Raw genomic sequence first — 20,864 nt, forward strand, 5'->3', positions numbered from 1 at the left:
CTGGGCCTTTTACGAGGAGAATTTTCGTGTCCAAACCACTATTCTCGCTGTCTCTTGCTGCCCTGCTCTGCCTTACCGCCAACGCCGCCCTGGCCCGCCCTCTGGTGGTCTGCACCGAGGCCAACCCGGAAGGCTTCGATCCCGGGCGCTATACCTCGGGCTACACCTTCAACGCCTCGGCCACGCCGCTATACAACCGCCTGGTGGAATTCAAGCAGGGCAGCGCTGAAATCGAGCCGGGCTTGGCGCAGAGCTGGGAGGTCTCCCCCGATGGCCTGCAGTACACCTTCACCCTGCGCACGGGCGTGAAATTCCACACCACGCCCTATTTCAAGCCGACCCGCGACCTCAATGCCGACGACGTGGTGTTCAGCTTCGAACGCATGCTGGACAAGAACAACCCCTGGTACAACCTCTCCCCTAGTGGCTATCCCTATGCCGCGGCCATGGAGATGGGCAGCCTGATCAAGTCCATCGACAAGATCGACGATCAGCACGTGCGCTTCACCCTGAACCAGCCCGAGGCGCCCTTCCTCGCCGACCTGGCGATGCCCTTCGGCTCCATCCTCTCCAAGGAGTACGCCGATAGCCTGCTGGCGAGCAAGAAGACTGAAGACATCAACCAGAAGCCCATCGGCACCGGCCCCTTCGTCTTCGAGCGCTATGCCAAGGACTCGATGACCCGCTACAAGGTCAATCCCGATTATTTTGGCGCCAAGCCCAAGCTGGACGGCCTGGTACTGGCGGTGACCCTGGACCCCAATGTGCGTATCCAGCGGGTGCGCAACAACGAATGCCAGATTGGCCTGACGATCAAGCCCCAGGACGCGGCGATGCTGCGCCAGGACAAGAGCGTCAAGCTGGCCCAAGTGGAAAGCCAGACCACCTCCTACCTGGCCATCAACACCAAGCACAAGCCACTGAACGACGTGCGGGTGCGCCAGGCCATCGCCATGGCCTTCGACCAGCAGAACTACTTGAAGACGGTGTTCGGCGAAGGCGGCGCCAAGCCGGCCGTGAATCCCTATCCCTCCTCGCTGCTGGGCTATGCCAAGGACATCAAGCCCTGGCCCCACGACCTGGAAAAAGCCAAGGAATTGCTCAAGGAAGCTGGTTACCCCAACGGTTTTACCCTCAAGTACTACATCAGCACCGGCAGCGGCCCGGGTGGCAGTCCGGCCCTGGTGGCTCAACTGATCCAGGGCGACCTGGCCAAGATCGGCATCAAGGCCGAGATCACCCAGTTCGAGTGGGGCGAGTTCGTCAAGCGCACCAAGGCCGGCGAGCATGATCTGATGATGATGAGCTGGACCGGCGACAACGGTGATCCGGACAATTTCCTCACCAATAACCTGAGCTGCGCCGCGGCGCAAAGCGGTGACAACCGCTCGTTCTGGTGCGACAAGGCCTTCAATGACGACATCGAGAAGGCCAAGCGCATCAACGATCCGGCCCAGCGCGCCGCCCTCTACGAACAGGCCCAGCAGATCTTCCACCAGCAGATGCCCTGGATTCCGCTGGCCCATCCGCTGTTCACCGACGTCCTGCAACCCAAGGTGCAGGGCTATGTCCAGAGCCCCCTGGGGGTCTACGACTTCTCCACGGTGACCCTCAACTGACCGGCGCCTGACGCCAAACCGAACCGGGCCCGGGCGGGCCCGTCCCGACGCCTTACCCGTACGCGTGCCGTTTTCGGCGCGACGGGTTCGGCCGTCGCGAAAAACGCCCCTACGACAGAAAAATAGCCAATCAAAGGAGCAACACCATGAAGAAGATCCACCAAGGGAGCCTAGCCCTATCCCTGCTTGCCTTGGCACTGAGCGCCCAGGCTCAGTCCCCTGCCCCTCAAGACCCCAGCTATGCCAACGACGTCCAGACCGTCCCCAACGTGCAGAAGCCGGTCAAGGGCCAGGAAGGCGCCAAAGGCTTTCTCGCCGATGACAGCCTGACCCTGACCACGCGCAACTTCTTCGCCCGCGAGACCAGTTCCGATCCCATCTTCAGCTACGAGAAGAATGGCACCCGCAAACGCACCCACTCGCGCAACACCTGGGTCCAGGCTACCGCGCTCAAGTACAGCTCCGGCTACACCCAGGGCACCGTGGGCTTCGGCCTCGACGTGGCCGGCTACCAGGCCACCAACCTGGAGCGCGGCAAGGGCCGTATCGGCGGTGGCGGCAACCGCACCCTGGCCAACGCCCAGGGTGAAGGCCATGCCGAATGGTCGAAACTGGGCATCGCCGATGTGCGCTTGCGCGCCTCCAACACCGAGCTGAAGGTTGGCCGCTTCATGCTCGATACCCCGGTGATCAGCTATAACGACAACCGCCCCTTCCCCTCCAGCTTCGATGGCGCAGCCTTCACCAGCGACGAGTGGGATAACCTCTCGCTGCAGGGCGGTAGCTTCAACCGGGTCAGCCCGCGCACCGGCGCCGGTGACGAGCCCTGGACCACCGAGTACGGCACCCGTGAGGTGCGCGCCGATCGCCTGAGCTTCCTTGGCGGCAACTACAAGCTGCCCCAGGGCTGGGAAGTCAGCCTCTATGGCGCTAACTTCGCAGACGTTTGGAACCAGTACTTCCTGAGCCTGACCCAGGCCGGCGGCAACCTGGACACCTTCGCCTGGAAGACGGTGGCCAACGCCTATCGCACCCTGAACACCGGCAGCTCCAAAGCCGGCGACATCGACAACACCGCCTGGAGCCTGGCGTTCACTGGCAGCCACCAGGCCCATAGCCTGACCCTGGGCTACCAGCAGATCGACGGCAACGAGTACTTCGACTACGCCCACGAGACCGCCGCCATCTACCTGGCCAACTCCCTGGTCTCGGACTACAACGGCCCCAACGAGAAGTCGCTACAGATCCGCTATGAAACCGACTGGAGCTACTTCGGCATAGCCGGCCTGAGCACCGGTGTCTGGTACGCCAAGGGCTGGGATATCGACGGCACCCACTACAATCCCGGCACCGGCAAGTACGCCAACTATGCTGATGTGCTGGAGCAGGATGGCGAGAAGCACCACGAGATCGGCTTGATCGGGACTTACACGGTACCGAGCGGCGAGTTGAAGAACAGCAAATTCCGTCTATTGCTGACCGATCACACCGCCAGCCACAAACAAGCCGACGGCAACGTCAAGGAAGTGCGCCTGGTCTCCACCTTGCCGTTCAACCTGCTGTGATGATCGAGCCCGGTAGAATTCGTCAAGCGCCGGCCATTTGGCGGGATCGCGTGGCGAACATCGGCGAAGCCATGATTTTGTCGAGGATTTCGACCCCCATGGCAACGTGGTAACCTGCCGGGCTTCGAGTGCCGTCCCAGAGCGCTCTTCGAACCTTTCCGTAGGACCGAAGGAACCACCGTCGCAGGTGCTTCCTTCGTCCGGGGCCAGGATGGCTCCCTCAGGGATGAATCGAGACCCACAAGGTCTGAGAGCCAGAGCAAAAGCTCACACGCAGCTTTCGAGCAGGCTCTTACCCAAAAAACGCGGCCGGGCACGTACCTGCGCCGTTCTAATAAGCCTCAAGAGGAGACACCCCCTCCGATGCTCGCCTTCATCGCCCGTCGCTTCGGGCTGCTGATCCCGACGTTCTTCGGCGTCACCCTGCTGACCTTCGCCCTGATCCGCCTGATTCCCGGCGATCCGGTGGAAGTCATGATGGGCGAACGCCGCGTCGATCCGCAGATGCACGCCGAAGCCATGCACCGCCTGGGCCTCGACAAGCCCCTGTACCAGCAGTATTTCGACTACATCGGCAACCTCGCCCACGGCGACCTCGGCGAATCCTTGCGCAGCCGTGTCGGCGTCTGGGACGAATTCACTACCCTGTTCCCCGCCACCTTCGAACTGACCGTGTCGGCCATGCTGTTCGCCACCGTGTTCGGTGTGCTGGCCGGCATCATCGCCGCGCTCAGGCGCGGGTCCGTCGTCGACCACGGAGTGATGGGCGTCGCCCTCACCGGCTACTCCATGCCGATCTTCTGGTGGGGCCTGCTGCTGATCATGCTGTTCTCGGTAAAGCTCGGCTGGACCCCGGTCTCGGGTCGCCTGGACCTGCTCTACGATATCCCGCCGCGTACCGGCTTCATGCTCATCGACACCCTACTCTCCGACGAGCCCGGCGCCTTCCTCGATGCGCTCAAGCACCTGATCCTGCCGGCCATCGTGGTGGGTACCATCCCCCTGGCGGTGATCGCCCGCATGACCCGCTCGGCCATGCTCGAGGTCTTGCGCGAAGACTACGTGCGTACCGCCCGGGCCAAAGGCCTGTCGCCGGCGCGGGTGGTCTTCGTCCATGCCCTGCGCAATGCCCTGATCCCGGTGATCACGGTCCTCGGCCTGCAGGTGGGCAGCCTGCTCTCTGGCGCGGTGCTGACCGAGACCATCTTTTCCTGGCCCGGCATCGGCAAGTGGCTGATCGAGGCCATCGGCGCCCGGGACTACCCGGTGGTGCAGAACGGCATCCTGTTGATCGCCACCCTGGTCATCCTGGTCAACTTCGTCGTGGACATCCTCTACGGCCTGATCAATCCGCGCATCCGCCACCAGCGTTGATGCGCCCGCACGGACAGAGCCTATGACAACGGTAAACACTCCGGCCGCTCAAGACCCGAGCGCCCTCTATCCCTCCCCTTTCAAGGAATTCTGGCAGGCCTTCGCCCACAACAAAGGCGCCCTCGGTGGGCTGATCTTCATGGTCATCGTGATCTCCTGCGCGCTCCTGGCGCCCTGGGTCGCGCCCCATGCGCCGAGCGAGCAGTTCCGCGACTTCATGCTCAACCCGCCGATGTGGCTGGCCGGTGGCCAGGCGCAATTCCCGCTGGGCACCGACGAGTTGGGCCGCGACATCCTCAGCCGGCTGATCTATGGCGCCCGGTTGTCGCTGCTGATCGGCCTGGCCTCGGTGGTGGTCTCGCTGATCCCCGGCATCCTGCTCGGGTTGATCGCCGGCTTCTCGCCCAATCGCGCGGGTCCGGTGATCATGCGCCTGATGGACATCATGCTGGCGCTGCCCTCGCTGCTGCTGGCGGTGGCCATCGTCGCCATCCTCGGCCCAGGCCTGACCAACACCGTGGTGGCCATCGCCATCGTCTCGCTGCCCTCCTATGTGCGCCTGACCCGCGCCGCGGTGATGGGTGAACTGCATCGCGACTACGTCACGGCCTCGCGGCTGGCCGGCGCCGGCACCCTGCGCCTGATGTTCGTCAGCGTGCTGCCCAACTGCATGGCGCCCCTGATCGTCCAGGCCACCCTGAGCTTTTCCTCGGCGATCCTCGATGCCGCCGCCCTGGGCTTCCTCGGCCTCGGCGTCCAGCCGCCCACCCCCGAGTGGGGCACCATGCTGGCCTCGGCCCGCGACTACATCGAGCGCGCCTGGTGGGTGGTGACCCTGCCGGGTCTCGCCATCCTCTTCACCGTGCTGGCCATCAACCTGATGGGCGACGGCCTGCGCGATGCCCTCGATCCGCGTCTGAAGGTGCAGTCATGAGCCTCCTCGAAATCCAGAACCTCTCGGTGCGCTTCGGCGGCGCCGACGCCCCGCCGGTGGTGGAAGGCCTCGATCTCACCGTGGATCAGGGCGAGATCGTCGCCATCGTCGGTGAGTCCGGCTCCGGCAAGTCGGTGACCATGATGGCCGTGATGGGCCTGATCGATCACCCCGGCCGCATCACCGCCGACCGCCTGCACTTCGACGGCCAGGACCTGCTCAGCCTCAAGGGTAGCCATCGTCGGCACCTGATCGGCAAGGAGCTGTCGATGGTCTTCCAGGACCCGATGACGGCGCTCAATCCCAGCTACACCGTGGGCTTCCAGATCGAGGAGGTGCTGCGCCAACACCTGGGCCTCAAGGGCCGCGCCGCCCGCCAGCGCGCCGTGGAATTGCTGGAGAAGGTCGAGATCCCGGCCGCCGCCAGCCGCCTGAGTGCCTATCCGCACCAGCTCTCGGGGGGCATGAGCCAGCGCGTGGCCATCGCCATGGCCATCGCCGCCGAACCGCGCCTGCTGATCGCCGATGAACCCACCACCGCCCTGGACGTGACCATCCAGGCGCAGATCATGGAACTGCTGGTCAACCTGCAACGCGACGAGGGCATGGGGCTGATCCTCATCACCCACGACCTCGCCGTGGTGGCCGAGACCGCCCAGCGCGTGGTGGTGATGTATGCCGGGCAAGCGGTGGAGAAAGGCGTGGTGCCGACCCTGTTCGACGCCCCCGCCCATCCCTATACCGAAGCCCTGCTGGCGGCCATTCCCGAGCACAGCCAGACGGACCGCCTGCACACCCTGCCGGGCATCGTCCCCGGCCGCTACGACCGTCCCACCGGTTGCCTGCTCAGCCCGCGCTGCCCCTATGTGCAGCCACGCTGCGCGGAACGCCCGGCGCTGGAGCCCTATGACCGCGGCGCGGTGCGCTGCTTCTTCCCGCGCAATGTAGCCCCGGGCGAGGCGCCCGAGGTACTGCCCGAACATCAACGACCCAGCCAGTTGCCGGAGGATCGCCATGGCGCCGTCTGAAGCCACCGTCCTCGCTAGTCCCGCTACCCAGGGGCAGGCGTCCGAGCGCCTCGTGCTCGAAGCCAAGAACCTGACCCAGCACTACCACCTCTCCCGCGGCCTGTTCAAGGACAGCGCCACGGTCAAGGCGCTCAACGGCGTCTCCTTCGACCTCCAGGCCGGGCGTACCCTGGCCGTGGTGGGCGAGTCCGGTTGTGGCAAGTCCACCCTGGCGCGTTCCCTGACCCTGATCGAGCAGCCCACCGCCGGCAGCCTGGTCATCGGCGGCCAGGACGTCGCCCAGGCCGATGCCGCCCGCCGCAAGGAGCTGCGCCGCGAGGTGCAGATGGTGTTCCAGAATCCTTACGCCTCGCTCAACCCGCGGCGCAAGATCGGCGACCAACTGGCCGAGCCGCTGCAGATCAACACCGATCTCTCCCGCAGCGAAAGGCGCGAGAAGGTGCAGGCGATGATGCAGCAGGTCGGTCTGCGACCCGAGCATTACCAGCGCTATCCGCACATGTTCTCCGGTGGCCAGCGCCAGCGCATCGCCGTGGCCCGCGCCATGATGCTGCAGCCCAAGGTGCTGGTGGCGGACGAGCCGACCTCGGCGCTGGACGTATCCATCCAGGCGCAGGTGCTCAACCTGTTCATGGACCTGCAGCAGCAGTACCACACGGCCTATGTGTTCATCTCCCACAACCTCTCGGTGGTGCGCCACATCGCCGACGAGGTGATGGTGATGTACCTCGGCTGCATTGTGGAGAAGACCAGTCGCGACCTGCTGTTCGAACGGCCGCTGCATCCCTACACCCAGATGCTGCTGTCGGCCACCCCGAGCCTGCACCCGGACCCGAGCAAGCCGCGCATCCGCATCCAGGGCGAACTGCCCAACCCGCTGGACCCGCCACCCGGTTGCGTCTTCCACCGTCGCTGCCCCTATGCGACGGAGAAGTGCAAGACCGAGGTACCGGTCCTGCGCAATGTGGAAGCCCGCCAGGTGGCCTGCCACTATGCGGAGAATTTTCTCTAGGACGCAGACCCGTCGGGCTTCGCTAACGCTCAACCCAACCTACGAACGCCCCGTAGGTTGGGTTGAGACGGCTCTATCGTCGAAGCCCAACACGTACCCTGGCTATAGGTTTCCAGCCCCATGCTCATCCGCCCTTTCCAGCCCAGCGATACCGAGGCCGTGGTCAGCCTCTGGCACGTCTGCGACCTGACCCGCCCCTGGAACGACCCCTACCGCGACATCGAGCGCAAGCTGGCCGAGCAACCGGAGCTGTTCCTGGTGGGCGAGGTGGACGGCACCCTCATGGCCAGTGCCATGGTCGGCAATGACGGCCATCGTGGCTGGCTCTACTACCTGGCGGTGGCGCCGGAGCACCGTCGCCGGGGCCATGCCCGGCGCCTGGTGGAAACCGCCGAACGCCTGCTGATCGAGCGGGGCTGCCCCAAGCTGCACCTGATGGTGCGCCGGGAAAACACAGCGGTGCATGGCTTCTACGCGGCCCTGGGCTACGCCGAGGTGGAGGCCGTCACCCTGGGCAAGCGGCTGATCGCCGACGATCACTGATTGCTGCCCGGGCGGTGGCCAAGGCGGCAGTTCTCCCCGCTTAACCTTTGCCAATCGGAAATCCGTTACCGGGGCGCTCCCTCACCCCAACCCTCTCCCAAAGGTGTATGGCCCGGGGACATGGTGGACACCTGTTCGGAGACAGGGTGGACACATCAAGCTGTGGCATTTGGCAGGTGGGAGCAGGCCGATGCCGTGGCAGGGGAGGTCCACGATGGAGTTACGCGAGGAATTCGTTGGCTTGGCGCAACAGGCGGGAGCGAACATACGCTTGCTGTGCCGCCGTTTCGGCATTAGCCCGACGACGGGATACAAGTGGCTGGCGCGTGCCAGGGCCGGCGAGGCGTTGACGGACCGTTCGCGCCGTCCGGCGACGTCGCCAAGCCGCTGTGCACCGGAACAGGAGGCGCAGGTCATGGCCTTGCGCGCGCAACACCCGGCTTGGGGAGCACGTAAGCTGGCGCGTCGGCTGGAAGATCAGGGCGTGCCGATGCCGGCCATCAGCACGGTGCATGCAATCCTGGTCCGCCACGGCGCAGTGAGCGCGGCGGCTTCAGCGGCGGCCAAGCCCTGGCAGCGCTTTGAACACCCGCACGCCAACGATCTGTGGCAGATGGACTTCAAGGGTCATGTCCCCCTATTGCGGGGACGCTGTCATCCGTTGACCGTATTGGACGACCATTCGCGCTACGCAGTGGTGTTGCAGGCCTGCGGCGACGAGCGGGAAAGCACCGTGCGTCAGTGCCTGATCGCCGCATTCGAGCGCTATGGCCTGCCGGCGCGAATGACCATGGACAACGGCAGCCCCTGGGGCACGGACGGCCAGCATTACACTCGGCTGGACGTCTGGCTGATGGCCCAGGGTATCCGGGTCAGCCATTCGCGGCCCTATCATCCGCAGACGCAGGGCAAGGACGAACGCTTCCACCGCACGCTCAAGGCCGAAGTCTTGCAGGGCCCGCCGTGGGCAGACCTGGACAAGGCGCAGCGGGCCTTCGACCACTGGCGACAGCTCTACAATGCCCAGCGGCCGCATCAGGCGCTGGGCATGCAGGTGCCCCAGACACGCTATCAACCCAGCCCCCGCGCCTATTGCCCCGCGCCATCCGCGCCGTTGTACGCTGAAGGCGGTATCGTCCGCACGGTACGCGATCAGGGGCTCATCAACTGGCGAGGCCATCAGTGGCACGTGGGCAAGGCCTTCATCGGCGAACCCATGCTGATCCGTCCCGAGGGCGTGGACGGCCAGTACGACGTGTTCTGGCGCACCTGGCGCATCGCGTGCCTGAACTTACATACCCGGACGGCGACGACGGGACGTTCCGTCGCCTGACACCTGTCCACCATGTCCTCGAACAGGTGTCCACCATGTCTCCGGGCTATACACAAAGGGAAAGGGGGCTATCGAGCAGGCGTTTGTCTCCCGTAGGAGCGGCAGCATCGGCGGACCGCCATGGCCACGATCGAGGTGTAAGCTGGAAAGACCCCAGCTCATTCACCGGCACCGGCCGCCCCAGATGAAAAACGTTGCGTGGCTGGTTAATTGCCCCTGTCGCGTCGCTGTCGGGCTACTGTCAGGTTGCTGTCGTGTCAGGCCTGAGGCAAAACGGCGAAGCTTGCTCCCGTCGATTCCCTCTGGAGAAACTGCGATGCAAATGCCGAACAAGATCAAGGAACTTCGCGTGGCACGAGCCTGGTCGCAAGAGCACCTGGCTGAGTTGGCGGGTATCAGTGCTCGCACCGTGCAACGCATCGAAAACGGCGAACAGGCCAGCCTGGAGACACTCGGCGCGCTGGCTGCCGTACTGGAAGTCCGGATTGTCGATCTGACCGAGCAAACCACTCAAGCAGGCGGGGCAGCCGTAGACGAGCGGATCACCGATGCCCGTGACCGAGTAGCGGCGGAAAGCAAATTCTACTGGCGAGTGCTGCGTGGCCTGGTGATTTGTCTATTTCTCTATTTCCTGAACCGCGCTACCTCACCTGATAGTCATTGGTCTTGGTGGGTCGCGGCTATCTGGGGCGTCTTGCTGGCAGTGCGTGGCCTACAGATCTTCGTATTGCGCGACCGGATTGCCCGCTGGCAGCAAATCCGGCTGCAAAAACTTCTTCGCAAATAATGAAAAGCTACTCATGGCGCCGGTTGGGCTGAGACGGCCTTATCGTCGAAGCCCAATCATGCCGAGCGCGGCTTGCGGCTGTTGGGCTTCGCTACGCTCAGCGCCAACCTACGGGTACTTTGCCGGCCACCGCGTAGGTTGGGTTGAGACGGAGCCCAACATCACCCGGCACCAACCTAGCCCTAGCGCGGCAGCAATCCCACCAACGGCCCCGGATGCTTGCGCACCTCGGCGTAGGGCACCAGGGTGCCGCCGGGTTCGTCGCAGTTGCGCGCGGCGCGGTAGAAGGTCGGGCCCAGGTAGAGTCCCTTGGGTGTCAGGTACCAGGGCGCGAATTGCCAGACATCGGCGCTGCGATAATCGCAGCCCTCGCCATCTGCCGGTGCCTGCATCAGCGCAGGATACAGCCGGCTGAACAGCCGTATCACCCAGGGTGCCAGGGTCTTTTCCCGATAGTCCGCCAGGGCCTGGGAATAGCGGTCGTCCGGCACTGGTCGGATCGGCTTGCCGTGGCCCAGCCAGAGGAAGTCCTCCAGCGCCAGCTCCTGGCCGGTCTTGAGGTCCAGGGTCAGGGGCGCGCTGCCGAAATCCGGGTGGGCCGCACCGCTGCAACTGTACTGGCTGAACAGATTGACGCTGAGCACCCGGTCGGTGAGCAATTGCGGCGTCACCTTCAGGCTGTGTTCGCCGTCGTTGCCGATGCAGCCCAGATGGGCGTCCACCTCCGCCCAGAGTCGTTCGCGCAGCACGGCATTGGCCACCTCGCTGGCACCCTCCACGGTGAACAGCCGCATGCCCGAAAGGGGCTCGCGCCACCAGCGCAGACCGCGTCCCATGAAGGTCTGGTGCTCGCCGGGCTGCAGGGTCAGGCCCTGCAGCCGGCGGAATTCGTAGGGATCGTCCTTGAGTAGCCGCTGGCGATAGCGATCCGCAGGGGCGCCGTTCGCCAGCTGCAGCGGCGCCAGGGCGATGGGCAGGGTCTTGCCATCACCGCTCCAGGTGCCACGCCAATGCCCAGCGGGGTCACGCGCCAACGACCAACTCGCCTTGGGACCATCCTGCCAGGGAGCGCCCTCTTCCAGCTTCAGGTGATCGCCCTGCTGCGCCGGACCGCTCAGATGCAGGTCCCGGCGGCAGCGATCATAGAAATAGCGGCCACAGGCTTCTTCGTTGGCGCTGGGATCGAGCTCGACCACCACGGTGCCCTGGCCCAGGGTGCCTTCCAGCAGCAGCTTCTCGGCGTGGGCGGTGCCGGTGATCAGGGGCAGCAACAGCGCCAGCTCCAGTAAAAAGCAGCACAGGCCGCACAGGCGAGCATTCATAGAATCTCCAACGGACAGCCTTTCGATTGACGATTCAGGGTAAAGCAGGCTGGCCAGGCTGTCCTCCACAGCGACCGGTCCGCCATGGGAGAATGCCGCTTTAGCAGAATCACCGGACGCCCATGGATCTCCCCGCCCTGCTCTCCCGCCTGCACGCCATCCGCGACGCCAATGCCTGGCGGCGTTACCACAACCCCAAGAACCTGGCGATGGCCGCCAGTGTCGAGATGGCCGAGCTGGTGGAAATCTTCCAGTGGAAAAGCGATGCCGAGGCGCGCGCGCTAACCGCTGCCGAGCGCGAACATGCCGGCCAGGAGATCGCCGACGTCCTGCTCTATCTGCTGCAACTGGGCAGCGAACTGGAGCTGGACGTGGAACAGGCGGTGCTGGCCAAGCTGGCCGACAACGAGAGGCGCTTCCTGCCGTGAGCGATACCTTCTTCGACGACCGGGCGACCCGCTTCGCTGCCAATATCTACGGCGGCACCAAGGGCGCCATCCGCTTGGCGGTGCTGCAGGCCGACCTCACCGAAGTACTGCCGCCGCGCCCGCTGCGGGTACTGGACATCGGCGCGGGCCTGGGCCACATGAGTCTCTGGCTGGCCCAGCAGGGCCATGCGGTGACCCTGGCCGAGCCCTCGGCGCCCATGCTCGCCGGTGCCCAGGAGGCCTTCGCCAGCGCCGGACTCGAAGCCGACTGGCTGCCACTGCCGTGGCAGGAGTTGCCCCGCTTCGCCGAACCCTTCGACTTGGTGCTCTGCCATGCGGTGCTGGAATGGCTGGAGACGCCCACGGCGATCCTGCCGACGCTGCAACGCTGCCTGCCCCCGGACGGCTGGTTGTCCCTGGCCTTCTACAACCGCGACGCCCTGATCTACCGCAACCTGCTCAAAGGGCACTTCCGCAAGCTCAAGCTGGGTCACTATGCCGGCGAGGGTCGCGGCCTCACGCCGCAACAGCCGCTCGATCCGCGCGAGGTGGAAACCTGGCTGGCGCCCGATTGGCAGATCCAGGCCCGCAGCGGCGTGCGGGTGTTCCACGACTACATGCCGCCGGACTTCCAAGCCCGCGCCGACGGCGAAGAGCTGGTGGCCATGGAACTGGCGCATCGCCGCCACCCCGCCTTCGCCGGCCTGGGGCGTTATCTGCATTGGCTCTGCCAAGCTAAGGTAGAGTGAAGCTGGGCGCGGTATGCTCTGGCCCAAGCATTCCTTCGAGGAGCTGGTCATGCGTTGCCCCCTGCTTTGCCTGGCGCTCGCGCTGTTCGCCCTGGCCGGATGCCAGGGCACCAATCCCTATGTCGCCAGCGCCCTGCCCCAGGCCTCGGCGCCGGTGCTGCCACAGCAGGACCCGGCTGCCTATCCGGCCGCACCCATCGATTGGGGCCGCTTCCGTAGCTGGACCTGGGCACCGGGTGCCGCCGTGATCAGCGGGGGGTTGGATGGCGCGACCCTGCAGCGGGCGGTAGCCGATGGGCTTGACCAACGCGGCCTGCGCCCGGCGATCGACGGTGCCCGCCCCGATCTACTGGTGCGCGCCCGTCTCACCCAGCAGCAACGCAGCGAGCAATACACCGATTATTACGACACCAACTACGGTTACGGCGGCTATGGCCCCTACGGCTACGGCCCCGGCTATGGCGCCACGATCGGCCAGGCGCGGACCCGCACCCGGACCTATCTGGTGGACGTGCTGGAGATAGAGCTGTTGGACCCTGCCAGCGGTCGCGTACTCTGGCATTCTGCCGCGGAGCAGTCCGCCGGCGGCAATAGCACCGAACGCGCCCGTACGCTGAGCGACACCATCCGCCGCGTTCTGGCCAGCTATCCACCGAGCTGACGGGACAAGACGTCCCTGAAGCAGTCCAAGCACCTTGAGTGCCTCACCCAGAGGGTCGTTCATGAAACGCTGTCTTCTGCTGCTGTCGGTCTTGCTGCTCGCGGCCTGCGCCGAGCGGATGCCCATCAACCTGGATTACGATGCCAGCCGTGATTTCGCGGCCTATCGCAGCTGGAGCTGGGCGGACCCGGCCATCGAGTATCGGCCCAACGACCCGCGGGTCCGCAGCGACCTCACCGAGCAACGCCTGCGTGAGGCGGTCAGCGCCGGCCTCGATCAGCGCGGCCTGCGCCCTGCGGCGGCCGGTACCCGGCCGGACCTGAAGATCAAGCTGTACGTCATTCTCGACCAGCGCCAGCAGAGCGTCAGCTACAGCGAGCCCTATTGGGGTGGCGGCTGGGGCAGCCCCTGGGGACCCGCTTGGGGTCCCAGCCCCTGGGGGCCGAGCTATGTCCGCACCCAGACCATCACCTATCCGGTGATGACGGTACAACTCGACATGCTCGACGGTCGCGACGGCAAGTTGGTCTGGCGTGCCAGCGAGGAACGCCTGATGGACGATCAGAACGCCACGCCGGCGCAGCGCAGCGCCGCCTTCGATCGCCTGGTGAACCAACTGCTGACCCACTATCCGCCGCGTCGCTGACGCGAACGACCGTCCAGGCAGCTGAGTAACGCCCCCGGTCAGATGGCCGGGGGAACATCCTTTGTTGGCTGGCGATAATAGCCCATTGCCAGACCCCCTCTTCCGCTCCCGGCACCTATCCGAGGCGTCTGTCAGTCGTTCCCACGCGTCTTTGGGTCACTCATGCCGTCAGCTCCCGTCGCTACCCGCCGCAGCCACAAGATGCTACTGCGGCTGTTTCCCGCCATCTGCGCCCTGCCGATCCTACTCGGCCTGGGCTGCTACCTGCTGATCAAGACCGCCACCAGCCAGGATGCCGACGTTCAGCAGCGCGCACAGAAGTACATCGCCCGTACCCTGGGGCAGGTGCAATACGAAATCGCCCACAACATCATCAATTACGCCAAGTGGGGCGAGGCGTACAAAAACCTGCACATGAAGGTCAATCTGTTCTGGGCGAACGACGAGCGCAACGTCGGCGATATCCCCTACGAGCTGTACGGCTACAATGGCGTGTTCGTTCTCAATCCCCAGGATCGCACCGTCTACGCCGTAATCAATGGCCTGCCTTCGACGGCCCCCATCCAGCAGTGGCTCGACGGCGATCTGACCAAGCTGCTGGCGACGGCGCGCAGTCATCCCGGGGAAACCGAAAGTTTGGTACGGCTGTTCAGCGTCAGCGGTGTGCCTGCCCTGGTCGCCGCCGCAACCATCACCACTGGCGACAGCTACAGTGTGGCACCGGTACCCGGTACGCCGTCGGTGATGCTGTTCGTCAACGTACTCGACAAAGCCAAGCTCGATCATCTCAGCGAAACCTACGGCCTGCCTGATCTGGAACCCTCCCATGAACCCCTGCCCGGCTTCGAGTCCATGCGCGTGCTGGACTCTTCCTGGCTGCTGAACTGGCATCCACCCCAGCCCGGCGCCCACCTGCTGCACCAGACCCTGCCGGTGTTTCTCGCCGTCGTACTGACCCTGGCCCTGGTGCTGGCCCTGCTGATCCGCCATGCCCTGAGTTCGGCACGCCAGCTCGACCAGCAATTCGACGCCCTGGTCGCCAGCCAGGCGGAACTGACCCGCAGCGAACAGCGTTTTCGCGATCTGGCCGAGGCGGCGTCCGACTGGCTGTGGGAAGTCGATGCCGAGGGGCGTCTCTCCTATCTCTCCGAGCGCTTCGCCCGGATCACCGGCAATACGCCGCACAGCTGGCTCGGCCGCTCCCTAGCCGAATTGTTCAGCCCGGAGACCACCACCCTGCCTGTCTGGCTGGCCGCCAGTGCCGACCGCCTCGACGAACGCGAGGTGCTGCGCTGCCATTACCGCGACCGCCTGGGCCATCCCCGCGTCTGCGAGATCACCGCCCGCCCCTTGCCGAATGGCGCCGGCTATCGCGGCACTGCCAGCGACATCACCGCCGCCTTCACCGCCCAGGCCGAGATCGAGCACCTCTCGCAGCATGACAGCCTGACCGGTTTGTCGAATCGCCTCCATCTGCAGCAATTCCTCGCCAGCCATCTGGTCCGCAACCCGGCGTACCTGACCCTGCTCAGTCTCGACTTGGACCGCTTCAAGCCGATCAACGACAGCCTCGGTCACGCCGCCGGCGATCAGGTGTTGCAGGAGATCGCCCAGCGCCTGCAAGCCAGCCTGAGACCGGGTGGCCTGGTGGCACGCGTGGGCGGCGATGAATTCATCGTGGTGCTGGTCGGCGCTCTGGAAAAGACGGTGATCGAACAGATCTGCGCCCGCCTGGTGACGACCTTGAATCGCCCCATCCTGCTGGAAGACCAGACCGTCAGCGTCGGCACCAGCATCGGCGTCGCCCAGGCACCCGGCCAGGCGATGCAGGCCGAGGAACTGCTGCGGCTGGCCGATATCGCGCTCTACCAGGCCAAGGCCGCCGGGCGTAACTGCTGGTGCTTCTACGCCCTGGAGATGGACGCCCAGCTCAGTCAGCGGCGACAGCTGGAGCAGGAACTGCGCCAGGCGCTGCCGCTCGGCCAACTGCGCCTCTATTACCTGCGCCGGCACCTCCCGGAGACCGATGTCCTGTGCGGCTTCGAAGCGCAACTGCGCTGGGCGCATCCCGAGCAAGGGCTGTTGCTGCCGGACGCCTTCCTGCCGCTGGCCGAGGAGACCAGCCTCAGCGTTTCCCTGGGGTTATGGCTGCTGGATACCGCCTGCCGCGAGGCGGCCAGTTGGCCGGTGCCGCTGAAGCTCGCGGTGACCCTGACCGCCCGCCAATTCGCCGGTCGCACGCCCCTGGCGGACGTTGTCGCCCAGGCCTTGCAGCACAGCGGCCTGGCGCCCGACCGCCTGGAATTGCAGTTCAGTGAAACTCTGCTGGAGAGCAACAGCGGCGAGTTGCCAGCGCAGTTGAGTGCACTCAAGGCGCTCGGCGTGCGATTGAGCCTGATCGACTTCGGCAGCGGTTGCGTTGCACTCGAACTCCTGCACCGTCAGGTACTGGACGGGGTCCGCATCGACCGCCGCTTCATCGCCCAGCGCGAACACCAGGAGCTCGATCCCACCATCGTCCAGACGCTGATCACCGTTGGGCAATCGCTGGGGCTGACGGTGGCGGCCGAAGGCATCGACACCGCAGCGCAATTGGATTGGCTACGCGCGCACCGATGTTCCGAAGTCCAGGGCGACTACCTGGGCAGCGCCCTGTCCACCGACCAGTTGACCTCTCTGCTCGCCACGCTCGGGCAAGCAGGCTGAGCGGCTTAAAGCCGCTCCAGCCAGCCCAGGTCGCCGCCCCTGGCGGGTACCGGATAGCAGCCGTAGGGGGCGTAGCCGTGGGTACAGACCGGATCGGCCGGCAATAGCGGGGCGAGGAGCGGGCGCGCCTGCCAGCTGTCCACCAGGGCCAGCGCCAGCAGCAGGGCGATGAAGAGCACGGAGCGAATCGTTCTTGTCGTACGCATGGTGACCTCCGGCGAGGCGAACGCAAGGGTCGAGCGGACAGCGCCTCGCCCTTTGAGTATCGCCCCATGCCCCCTTTTCCGCCGCTCCCAGGGCGCACCTTTCGCGCAACGCTGCACTACCGTTCGCGCAACAGTTGTCTGAGGTCTTATCTATAAAACTTGGCAAGGCTCAAACGCGCAAATAGAATTGATTCTCTTTAGCCAATAACTCTCAAACTTTCCTGCGCGTTTCGGAGCACCCTCGATGAAACCTACCCTGGCCCCTCTGGCCGCCCGGATCCTGGCGGCCATTGCCGGCACCGCCTGCCCGCTCGTTCAGGCCGCGGACTCTCCGCTCGATCTCCCCAGCGATACCATCACCTCGTCGGTCATCGAGACCCAGGAAGGTGTCGCCCAGGGCTACCAGGGCAAGCCCACCACCGGTACCACCCGCCTCAACCTGACCAACCAGCAGACGCCCCAGGGCGTGACCTCGGTGACCCGGGAGCGCATGGACGACTTCCGCCAGGAAAGCGTGCGTGATGTGCTGGACTACACGCCGGGCATCAACGTGCAGAAGGTCGAGACCGACCGTACTTACTTCACCTCCCGCGGTTTCGACATCACCAACTTCCAGTACGACGGCTCCGGCATGCCATTCTTCTGGGGCGTACTGGTGGGCGATATCGACACCGCCCCCTATGAGCAGGTCGACATCCTGCACGGCGCCAACGGCGTCATGACCGGGCTGGGCAATCCCTCGGCCACGGTCAACTTCGTGCGCAAGCGCCCGACCTATACCCCCGAGGCCGAGGTCACCCTGAGCGCCGACTCCTGGGACAAGCGCCGGCTCGACATCGACGTGTCCGGCCCGCTCACCGAATCCGGCAACGTCCGCGGCCGGCTGATCTACGCCAACGAGAACAAGAACTCCTACCTGGATCGTTACTCGCGGGAAAAGAACGTCTTCGCCGGCCTGTTGGCCTTCGACCTGAGCGAGCGCGACACCCTGACCGTTGGCTTCGAACAGCAGAAGAGCGACGCCAACGGCGCCAGCTGGGGCGCCCTGCCGCTGACCGATGCCAGCGGTAACGCCATCCATTACCACAGCGTGCATTCGAACATCGCCCAGCCGTGGGTCTACTGGGACGTCGACACCCAGCGCGCCTTCGCCGAGTGGGAACACCGCTTCGACAACGACTGGGTATCCAAGCTGACCATCACCGGCGCGGATCACCGCGAAGACACCCAGATGTTCTACATGTACGCAGGCGTCAACGGAGCCGGTACGGATTCCTTCTACGGACTCGCCTCCAAGTACAAGGGCAAGACGCGTGACCTGATCGGCGATCTCTCCTTCACCGGGCCTTTCCAGCTGCTGGGCCGCGAACACCAGCTCACCCTGGGCGCCAACGCCGGTCGTTCGCGCACCCAGGAGCGCTCGCTGTACGACTCCAACCTCTATTACACCGAGGTCAGCCTGGCGGATGCCCTGAACGGTGCCCTGCCGCTGTCCAACTTCGATGTGGCCAGCCCGGCGCAGACCTCCGACTACACCAATCGCCAGAAAAGCCTCTATAGCGCGGCGCGCTTCAGCTTGAGGGATGATCTGCACCTGCTCGCAGGCGCGCGGCTGCTCAGCGCCGACAGCGATGGCAGCAGCTACGGCGTGGAGCAGAACGCCCGCAACCATGGCCGCACCACGCCCTACCTCGGCCTGGTCTACGATCTCGATCCCCAGTACGCCCTCTATGCCAGCTACACGGAGATCTTCGCCCCGCAAAGCTATCGGGACCCGAGTGGCAGGCAGCTCGACCCGCTGGAGGGCAAGAGCTACGAAGTGGGCGTCAAGCGGCAATCGCTGGACAAGAAGTCCAGCATCACCGCCGCGGTCTTCCACACCAAGCAGGACAACGTCGCCACCTATGCCGGCTACGATGCCAGCCTGGGCGGCAGCCTCTACAACGGTCTCTCGTTCGAGGGCCAGGGCCTGGAGCTGGAAATCGCCGGCGAAGTCCTGCCCGGCCTGCAACTCAGCGGCGGCTACACCTACCTGTGGATCACCGACGAGGACGACCAGCGCGCGCGACGCTTCATTCCCCGTCACCAGCTCACCTCCAACCTGACCTATCGCCTGCCCATGGCGCCCAAGGTCAAGGTCGGCGGCAGCCTGAGATGGCAGAGTGAGGTGCAGTACGACGGCGTCGACAACAGCCGGCAAGACGCCTATGCCCTGGTGGGCCTGATGGCCGGCTACGAGATCGACCGCCACTGGAGCACCCAGCTCAACCTCGACAACCTGACCAACGAGAAATACCTGCAATCGCCGCGCTACGGCCAGAGCAATTTCGGCGAACCGCGCAGCGTGACCGCCTCGGTCAGCTGGCGTTATTGAGCAGAGGAGCCTGGCGAGGAGTCAGGCTCATTGGGGTGGGGGGCGGCCCTCACCCCAACCCTCTCCCCGAGGGAGAGGGGGCGGCATCGAGGGGGCGGGATTTTGGTACGCCCTGGTCGGACTTGGCCCAGTACCAGGTTGTATACCCAACCGGCATAACCCTGACCAGGATCCCATGCACCGTGCTGATGGCCGGCATCGGTACGCCCTGACCCTCCAGTCGACGCGCCAGCTTGCGTGCCCCCAGGCCGGGTGCTGCGCGCACATGGCCATGACCTGCGCCTTCCGTTCCGGTGCACAGCGTCCTGGCGATGTCACCGGACGGTGTGAGCGATCCGTCAGCGCCTCGCCGGCCCTGGCACGCGCCAGCCATTTATATGCCGTCGTCGGACTCATGCCGAAACGGCGATACAGCAAGCATACGTTCGCTCCGGCCTGTTGTGCCAAGTCAACAAACTCTTCGCGTAACGCCATCGTGGACCTCTCCTGCCACGGCATCGGCCTGCTCACTTCTGCCTCCGAACAGGTGTTCACCATGTCCCCGGGCCATACACTCTCTCGAAGGGAGAGGGGATTGTCCGAGTTCAATCAAGCTGGGCGAGATCGCAGCTGCGGACCACGATGCCTCAGTGGTAGGCGCTGACCTGATCCAGCAGGGTGATGTCGTCGGCCGGTAGTTGCAGCCGGGTGGCGGCGATCAGGTCGTCGAGTTGGGCCTGGGAAGTGGCGCTGACGATGGGCGCGGTGATGCTGGGTCGGGCGATCAGCCAGGCCAGGGCGACCTGACCCGGGGTGGCGTCGTGCTTTTCGGCGATCTCGTCGAGGCCGGCCAGGATGGCCATGCCGCGTTCGTCCATGTAGCGCTTGGCCATCTCCGCGCGCGAACCCTTGAGGTCGTCCTTGGTGCGGTACTTGCCGGTGAGGAAGCCACTGGCCAGGGAGAAATAGCTGATCACGCCCAGGCCGAGTTCCTCGACCACGGGTTCCAGATCGGCCTCGTAGTCCTTGCGGGCGTGCAGGTTGTAGTGGGGTTGCAGACTTTGGTAAGTCGGCACGCCCAGGCGCTCTGCCACCTTCGCCGCTTCGCGCAGACGCTGACCGCCATAGTTGGAAGCACCGATCACCCGTACCTTGCCCTGTTCCACCAGCTTGGCGAAGGCACCCAGGGTTTCTTCCAGCGGGGTGTGCTCGTCGTCGCAGTGCGCCTGGTAGAGATCGATGCGATCGGTCTGCAGGCGCTTGAGCGAGGCTTCCACCGCCTGCTGCACATAGCTGGCCTTGAGGCCCTTGCGGCCTTCGCCCATGTCCATACCCAACTTGGTGGCCAGGATCACCCGGTCACGCTTGCCGCTCTTGGCGAACCACTTGCCGAGCAGGGTTTCGGATTCGCCGCCCTGGTTGCCCGGCGCCCAGCGTGAATAGACGTCGGCGGTGTCGATGAAGTCGAGTCCGGCGTCGAGCAGGGCGTCCAGCATGCGAAAGGACTGAGCTTCGTCGAGGGTCCAGCCGAAGACGTTGCCACCGAAGCAGAGCGGCGGGACCTGCAGGTCGGAATGGCCGAGGGTACGTTTTTGCAT

The 20,864-nt window shown here is 65.1% G+C and carries 19 protein-coding genes; 15 read left to right on the forward strand and 4 right to left on the reverse strand.

Annotation, left to right across the window (positions count from 1 at the left end):
• Positions 1 to 26 precede the first annotated feature (26 nt).
• The 9 genes from CCZ28_RS09835 (at position 27) to CCZ28_RS09875 (ending at position 10,195) form a co-directional block, all read left to right on the forward strand.
• On the forward strand, positions 27 to 1,619 hold the full coding sequence (locus CCZ28_RS09835) for an ABC transporter substrate-binding protein (protein WP_140217650.1): 1,593 nt from the start codon (positions 27 to 29) through the stop codon (positions 1,617 to 1,619).
• Between the two features lie 146 nt (positions 1,620 to 1,765).
• On the forward strand, positions 1,766 to 3,184 hold the full coding sequence (locus CCZ28_RS09840) for an OprD family outer membrane porin (protein ID WP_140217651.1): 1,419 nt from the start codon (positions 1,766 to 1,768) through the stop codon (positions 3,182 to 3,184).
• A 363-nt stretch (positions 3,185 to 3,547) separates the two neighbouring features.
• Positions 3,548 to 4,558: an ABC transporter permease subunit gene (locus CCZ28_RS09845; RefSeq protein WP_140217652.1), complete on the forward strand. Its 1,011-nt coding sequence runs from the start codon at positions 3,548 to 3,550 to the stop codon at positions 4,556 to 4,558.
• Between the two features lie 22 nt (positions 4,559 to 4,580).
• Positions 4,581 to 5,492, forward strand: coding sequence for an ABC transporter permease subunit (locus CCZ28_RS09850; protein ID WP_140217653.1), 912 nt, complete (start codon positions 4,581 to 4,583; stop codon positions 5,490 to 5,492).
• Positions 5,489 to 6,520, forward strand: coding sequence for an ABC transporter ATP-binding protein (locus CCZ28_RS09855; protein WP_140217654.1), 1,032 nt, complete (start codon positions 5,489 to 5,491; stop codon positions 6,518 to 6,520). The genes CCZ28_RS09850 and CCZ28_RS09855 overlap by 4 nt, the downstream gene beginning before the upstream one ends.
• Positions 6,507 to 7,532, forward strand: a complete 1,026-nt coding sequence (locus CCZ28_RS09860; RefSeq protein ID WP_140217655.1) for a peptide ABC transporter ATP-binding protein — start codon at positions 6,507 to 6,509, stop codon at positions 7,530 to 7,532. Before CCZ28_RS09855 ends, CCZ28_RS09860 begins: the two co-directional genes overlap by 14 nt.
• Positions 7,533 to 7,652: 120 nt before the next feature.
• Positions 7,653 to 8,075, forward strand: coding sequence for a GNAT family acetyltransferase (locus tag CCZ28_RS09865; protein ID WP_140217656.1), 423 nt, complete (start codon positions 7,653 to 7,655; stop codon positions 8,073 to 8,075).
• Positions 8,076 to 8,265: 190 nt separating this feature from the next.
• Positions 8,266 to 9,408 (forward strand): IS481 family transposase, encoded by a 1,143-nt coding sequence (locus CCZ28_RS09870; protein WP_140217657.1) that lies wholly within the window; start codon positions 8,266 to 8,268, stop codon positions 9,406 to 9,408.
• A 316-nt stretch (positions 9,409 to 9,724) separates the two neighbouring features.
• On the forward strand, positions 9,725 to 10,195 hold the full coding sequence (locus tag CCZ28_RS09875) for a helix-turn-helix domain-containing protein (protein WP_140217658.1): 471 nt from the start codon (positions 9,725 to 9,727) through the stop codon (positions 10,193 to 10,195).
• Positions 10,196 to 10,377: 182 nt separating this feature from the next.
• Here the strand turns inward: CCZ28_RS09875 and CCZ28_RS09880 are convergent, their stop codons facing one another.
• Positions 10,378 to 11,517, reverse strand: a complete 1,140-nt coding sequence (locus CCZ28_RS09880; RefSeq protein WP_140217659.1) for a hypothetical protein — start codon at positions 11,515 to 11,517, stop codon at positions 10,378 to 10,380.
• Positions 11,518 to 11,639: 122 nt separating this feature from the next.
• Between CCZ28_RS09880 and CCZ28_RS09885 the strand changes: the two genes are divergently transcribed.
• The 5 genes from CCZ28_RS09885 to CCZ28_RS09905 all read left to right on the forward strand — a co-directional run bounded on the left by CCZ28_RS09885 (position 11,640) and on the right by CCZ28_RS09905 (position 16,707).
• On the forward strand, positions 11,640 to 11,945 hold the full coding sequence (locus CCZ28_RS09885; RefSeq protein ID WP_140217660.1) for a nucleotide pyrophosphohydrolase: 306 nt from the start codon (positions 11,640 to 11,642) through the stop codon (positions 11,943 to 11,945).
• Positions 11,942 to 12,694 carry a methyltransferase domain-containing protein gene (locus CCZ28_RS09890; RefSeq protein WP_140217661.1) on the forward strand — a complete coding sequence of 251 codons (753 nt, stop codon included), beginning with the start codon at positions 11,942 to 11,944 and terminating at the stop codon, positions 12,692 to 12,694. Before CCZ28_RS09885 ends, CCZ28_RS09890 begins: the two co-directional genes overlap by 4 nt.
• A 49-nt stretch (positions 12,695 to 12,743) precedes the next feature.
• A complete protein-coding gene (locus CCZ28_RS09895) occupies positions 12,744 to 13,355 on the forward strand; it encodes a DUF4136 domain-containing protein (protein ID WP_140217662.1) in 612 nt (203 codons plus the stop codon).
• 61 nt (positions 13,356 to 13,416) lie between these two features.
• Positions 13,417 to 14,001, forward strand: coding sequence for a DUF4136 domain-containing protein (locus CCZ28_RS09900; protein WP_140217663.1), 585 nt, complete (start codon positions 13,417 to 13,419; stop codon positions 13,999 to 14,001).
• A 162-nt stretch (positions 14,002 to 14,163) separates the two neighbouring features.
• On the forward strand, positions 14,164 to 16,707 hold the full coding sequence (locus CCZ28_RS09905; RefSeq protein ID WP_140217664.1) for a bifunctional diguanylate cyclase/phosphodiesterase: 2,544 nt from the start codon (positions 14,164 to 14,166) through the stop codon (positions 16,705 to 16,707).
• Between the two features lie 5 nt (positions 16,708 to 16,712).
• On the opposite strand, the gene CCZ28_RS09910 is transcribed toward CCZ28_RS09905, so the two are convergent.
• Positions 16,713 to 16,913, reverse strand: a complete 201-nt coding sequence (locus CCZ28_RS09910; protein WP_140217665.1) for a hypothetical protein — start codon at positions 16,911 to 16,913, stop codon at positions 16,713 to 16,715.
• Positions 16,914 to 17,157: 244 nt separating this feature from the next.
• Between CCZ28_RS09910 and CCZ28_RS09915 the strand changes: the two genes are divergently transcribed.
• Entirely contained in the window at positions 17,158 to 19,287 is a 2,130-nt protein-coding gene (locus CCZ28_RS09915) for a TonB-dependent siderophore receptor (RefSeq protein WP_140217666.1), read from the forward strand.
• Between the two features lie 27 nt (positions 19,288 to 19,314).
• Here CCZ28_RS09915 and CCZ28_RS24925 read toward each other — a convergent pair whose 3' ends face one another.
• Both CCZ28_RS24925 and CCZ28_RS09925 read right to left on the reverse strand, forming a co-directional pair.
• Complete coding sequence (locus CCZ28_RS24925; RefSeq protein ID WP_140217667.1) at positions 19,315 to 19,824, reverse strand: leucine zipper domain-containing protein; 510 nt, start codon at positions 19,822 to 19,824, stop codon at positions 19,315 to 19,317.
• An 89-nt stretch (positions 19,825 to 19,913) separates the two neighbouring features.
• The gene (locus CCZ28_RS09925; RefSeq protein ID WP_140217668.1) at positions 19,914 to 20,864 is read right to left on the reverse strand and encodes an aldo/keto reductase; all 951 of its coding nucleotides are present in this window, start codon (positions 20,862 to 20,864) and stop codon (positions 19,914 to 19,916) included.

Origin of the sequence: Pseudomonas oryzihabitans, from assembly GCF_006384975.1 — a bacterium.
Lineage (GTDB): Bacteria > Pseudomonadota > Gammaproteobacteria > Pseudomonadales > Pseudomonadaceae > Chryseomonas > Chryseomonas psychrotolerans_B.

What these genes read in the sequence shown, in the direction of transcription:
- CCZ28_RS09875 (WP_140217658.1), top strand. Translation starts at nt 9,725, where the DNA reads ATGCAAATGCCGAACAAGATCAAGGAACTTCGCGTGGCACGAGCCTGG.
- CCZ28_RS09855 (WP_140217654.1), top strand. Translation starts at nt 5,489, where the DNA reads ATGAGCCTCCTCGAAATCCAGAACCTCTCGGTGCGCTTCGGCGGCGCC.
- CCZ28_RS09880 (WP_140217659.1), bottom strand. Translation starts at nt 11,517, where the DNA reads ATGAATGCTCGCCTGTGCGGCCTGTGCTGCTTTTTACTGGAGCTGGCG.
- CCZ28_RS24925 (WP_140217667.1), bottom strand. Translation starts at nt 19,824, where the DNA reads ATGGTGAACACCTGTTCGGAGGCAGAAGTGAGCAGGCCGATGCCGTGG.
- CCZ28_RS09900 (WP_140217663.1), top strand. Translation starts at nt 13,417, where the DNA reads ATGAAACGCTGTCTTCTGCTGCTGTCGGTCTTGCTGCTCGCGGCCTGC.
- CCZ28_RS09910 (WP_140217665.1), bottom strand. Translation starts at nt 16,913, where the DNA reads ATGCGTACGACAAGAACGATTCGCTCCGTGCTCTTCATCGCCCTGCTG.
- CCZ28_RS09905 (WP_140217664.1), top strand. Translation starts at nt 14,164, where the DNA reads ATGCCGTCAGCTCCCGTCGCTACCCGCCGCAGCCACAAGATGCTACTG.
- CCZ28_RS09885 (WP_140217660.1), top strand. Translation starts at nt 11,640, where the DNA reads ATGGATCTCCCCGCCCTGCTCTCCCGCCTGCACGCCATCCGCGACGCC.
- CCZ28_RS09895 (WP_140217662.1), top strand. Translation starts at nt 12,744, where the DNA reads ATGCGTTGCCCCCTGCTTTGCCTGGCGCTCGCGCTGTTCGCCCTGGCC.
- CCZ28_RS09865 (WP_140217656.1), top strand. Translation starts at nt 7,653, where the DNA reads ATGCTCATCCGCCCTTTCCAGCCCAGCGATACCGAGGCCGTGGTCAGC.
- CCZ28_RS09840 (WP_140217651.1), top strand. Translation starts at nt 1,766, where the DNA reads ATGAAGAAGATCCACCAAGGGAGCCTAGCCCTATCCCTGCTTGCCTTG.
- CCZ28_RS09845 (WP_140217652.1), top strand. Translation starts at nt 3,548, where the DNA reads ATGCTCGCCTTCATCGCCCGTCGCTTCGGGCTGCTGATCCCGACGTTC.
- CCZ28_RS09850 (WP_140217653.1), top strand. Translation starts at nt 4,581, where the DNA reads ATGACAACGGTAAACACTCCGGCCGCTCAAGACCCGAGCGCCCTCTAT.
- CCZ28_RS09915 (WP_140217666.1), top strand. Translation starts at nt 17,158, where the DNA reads ATGAAACCTACCCTGGCCCCTCTGGCCGCCCGGATCCTGGCGGCCATT.
- CCZ28_RS09925 (WP_140217668.1), bottom strand. Translation starts at nt 20,864, where the DNA reads ATGCAAAAACGTACCCTCGGCCATTCCGACCTGCAGGTCCCGCCGCTC.
- CCZ28_RS09870 (WP_140217657.1), top strand. Translation starts at nt 8,266, where the DNA reads ATGCCGTGGCAGGGGAGGTCCACGATGGAGTTACGCGAGGAATTCGTT.
- CCZ28_RS09860 (WP_140217655.1), top strand. Translation starts at nt 6,507, where the DNA reads ATGGCGCCGTCTGAAGCCACCGTCCTCGCTAGTCCCGCTACCCAGGGG.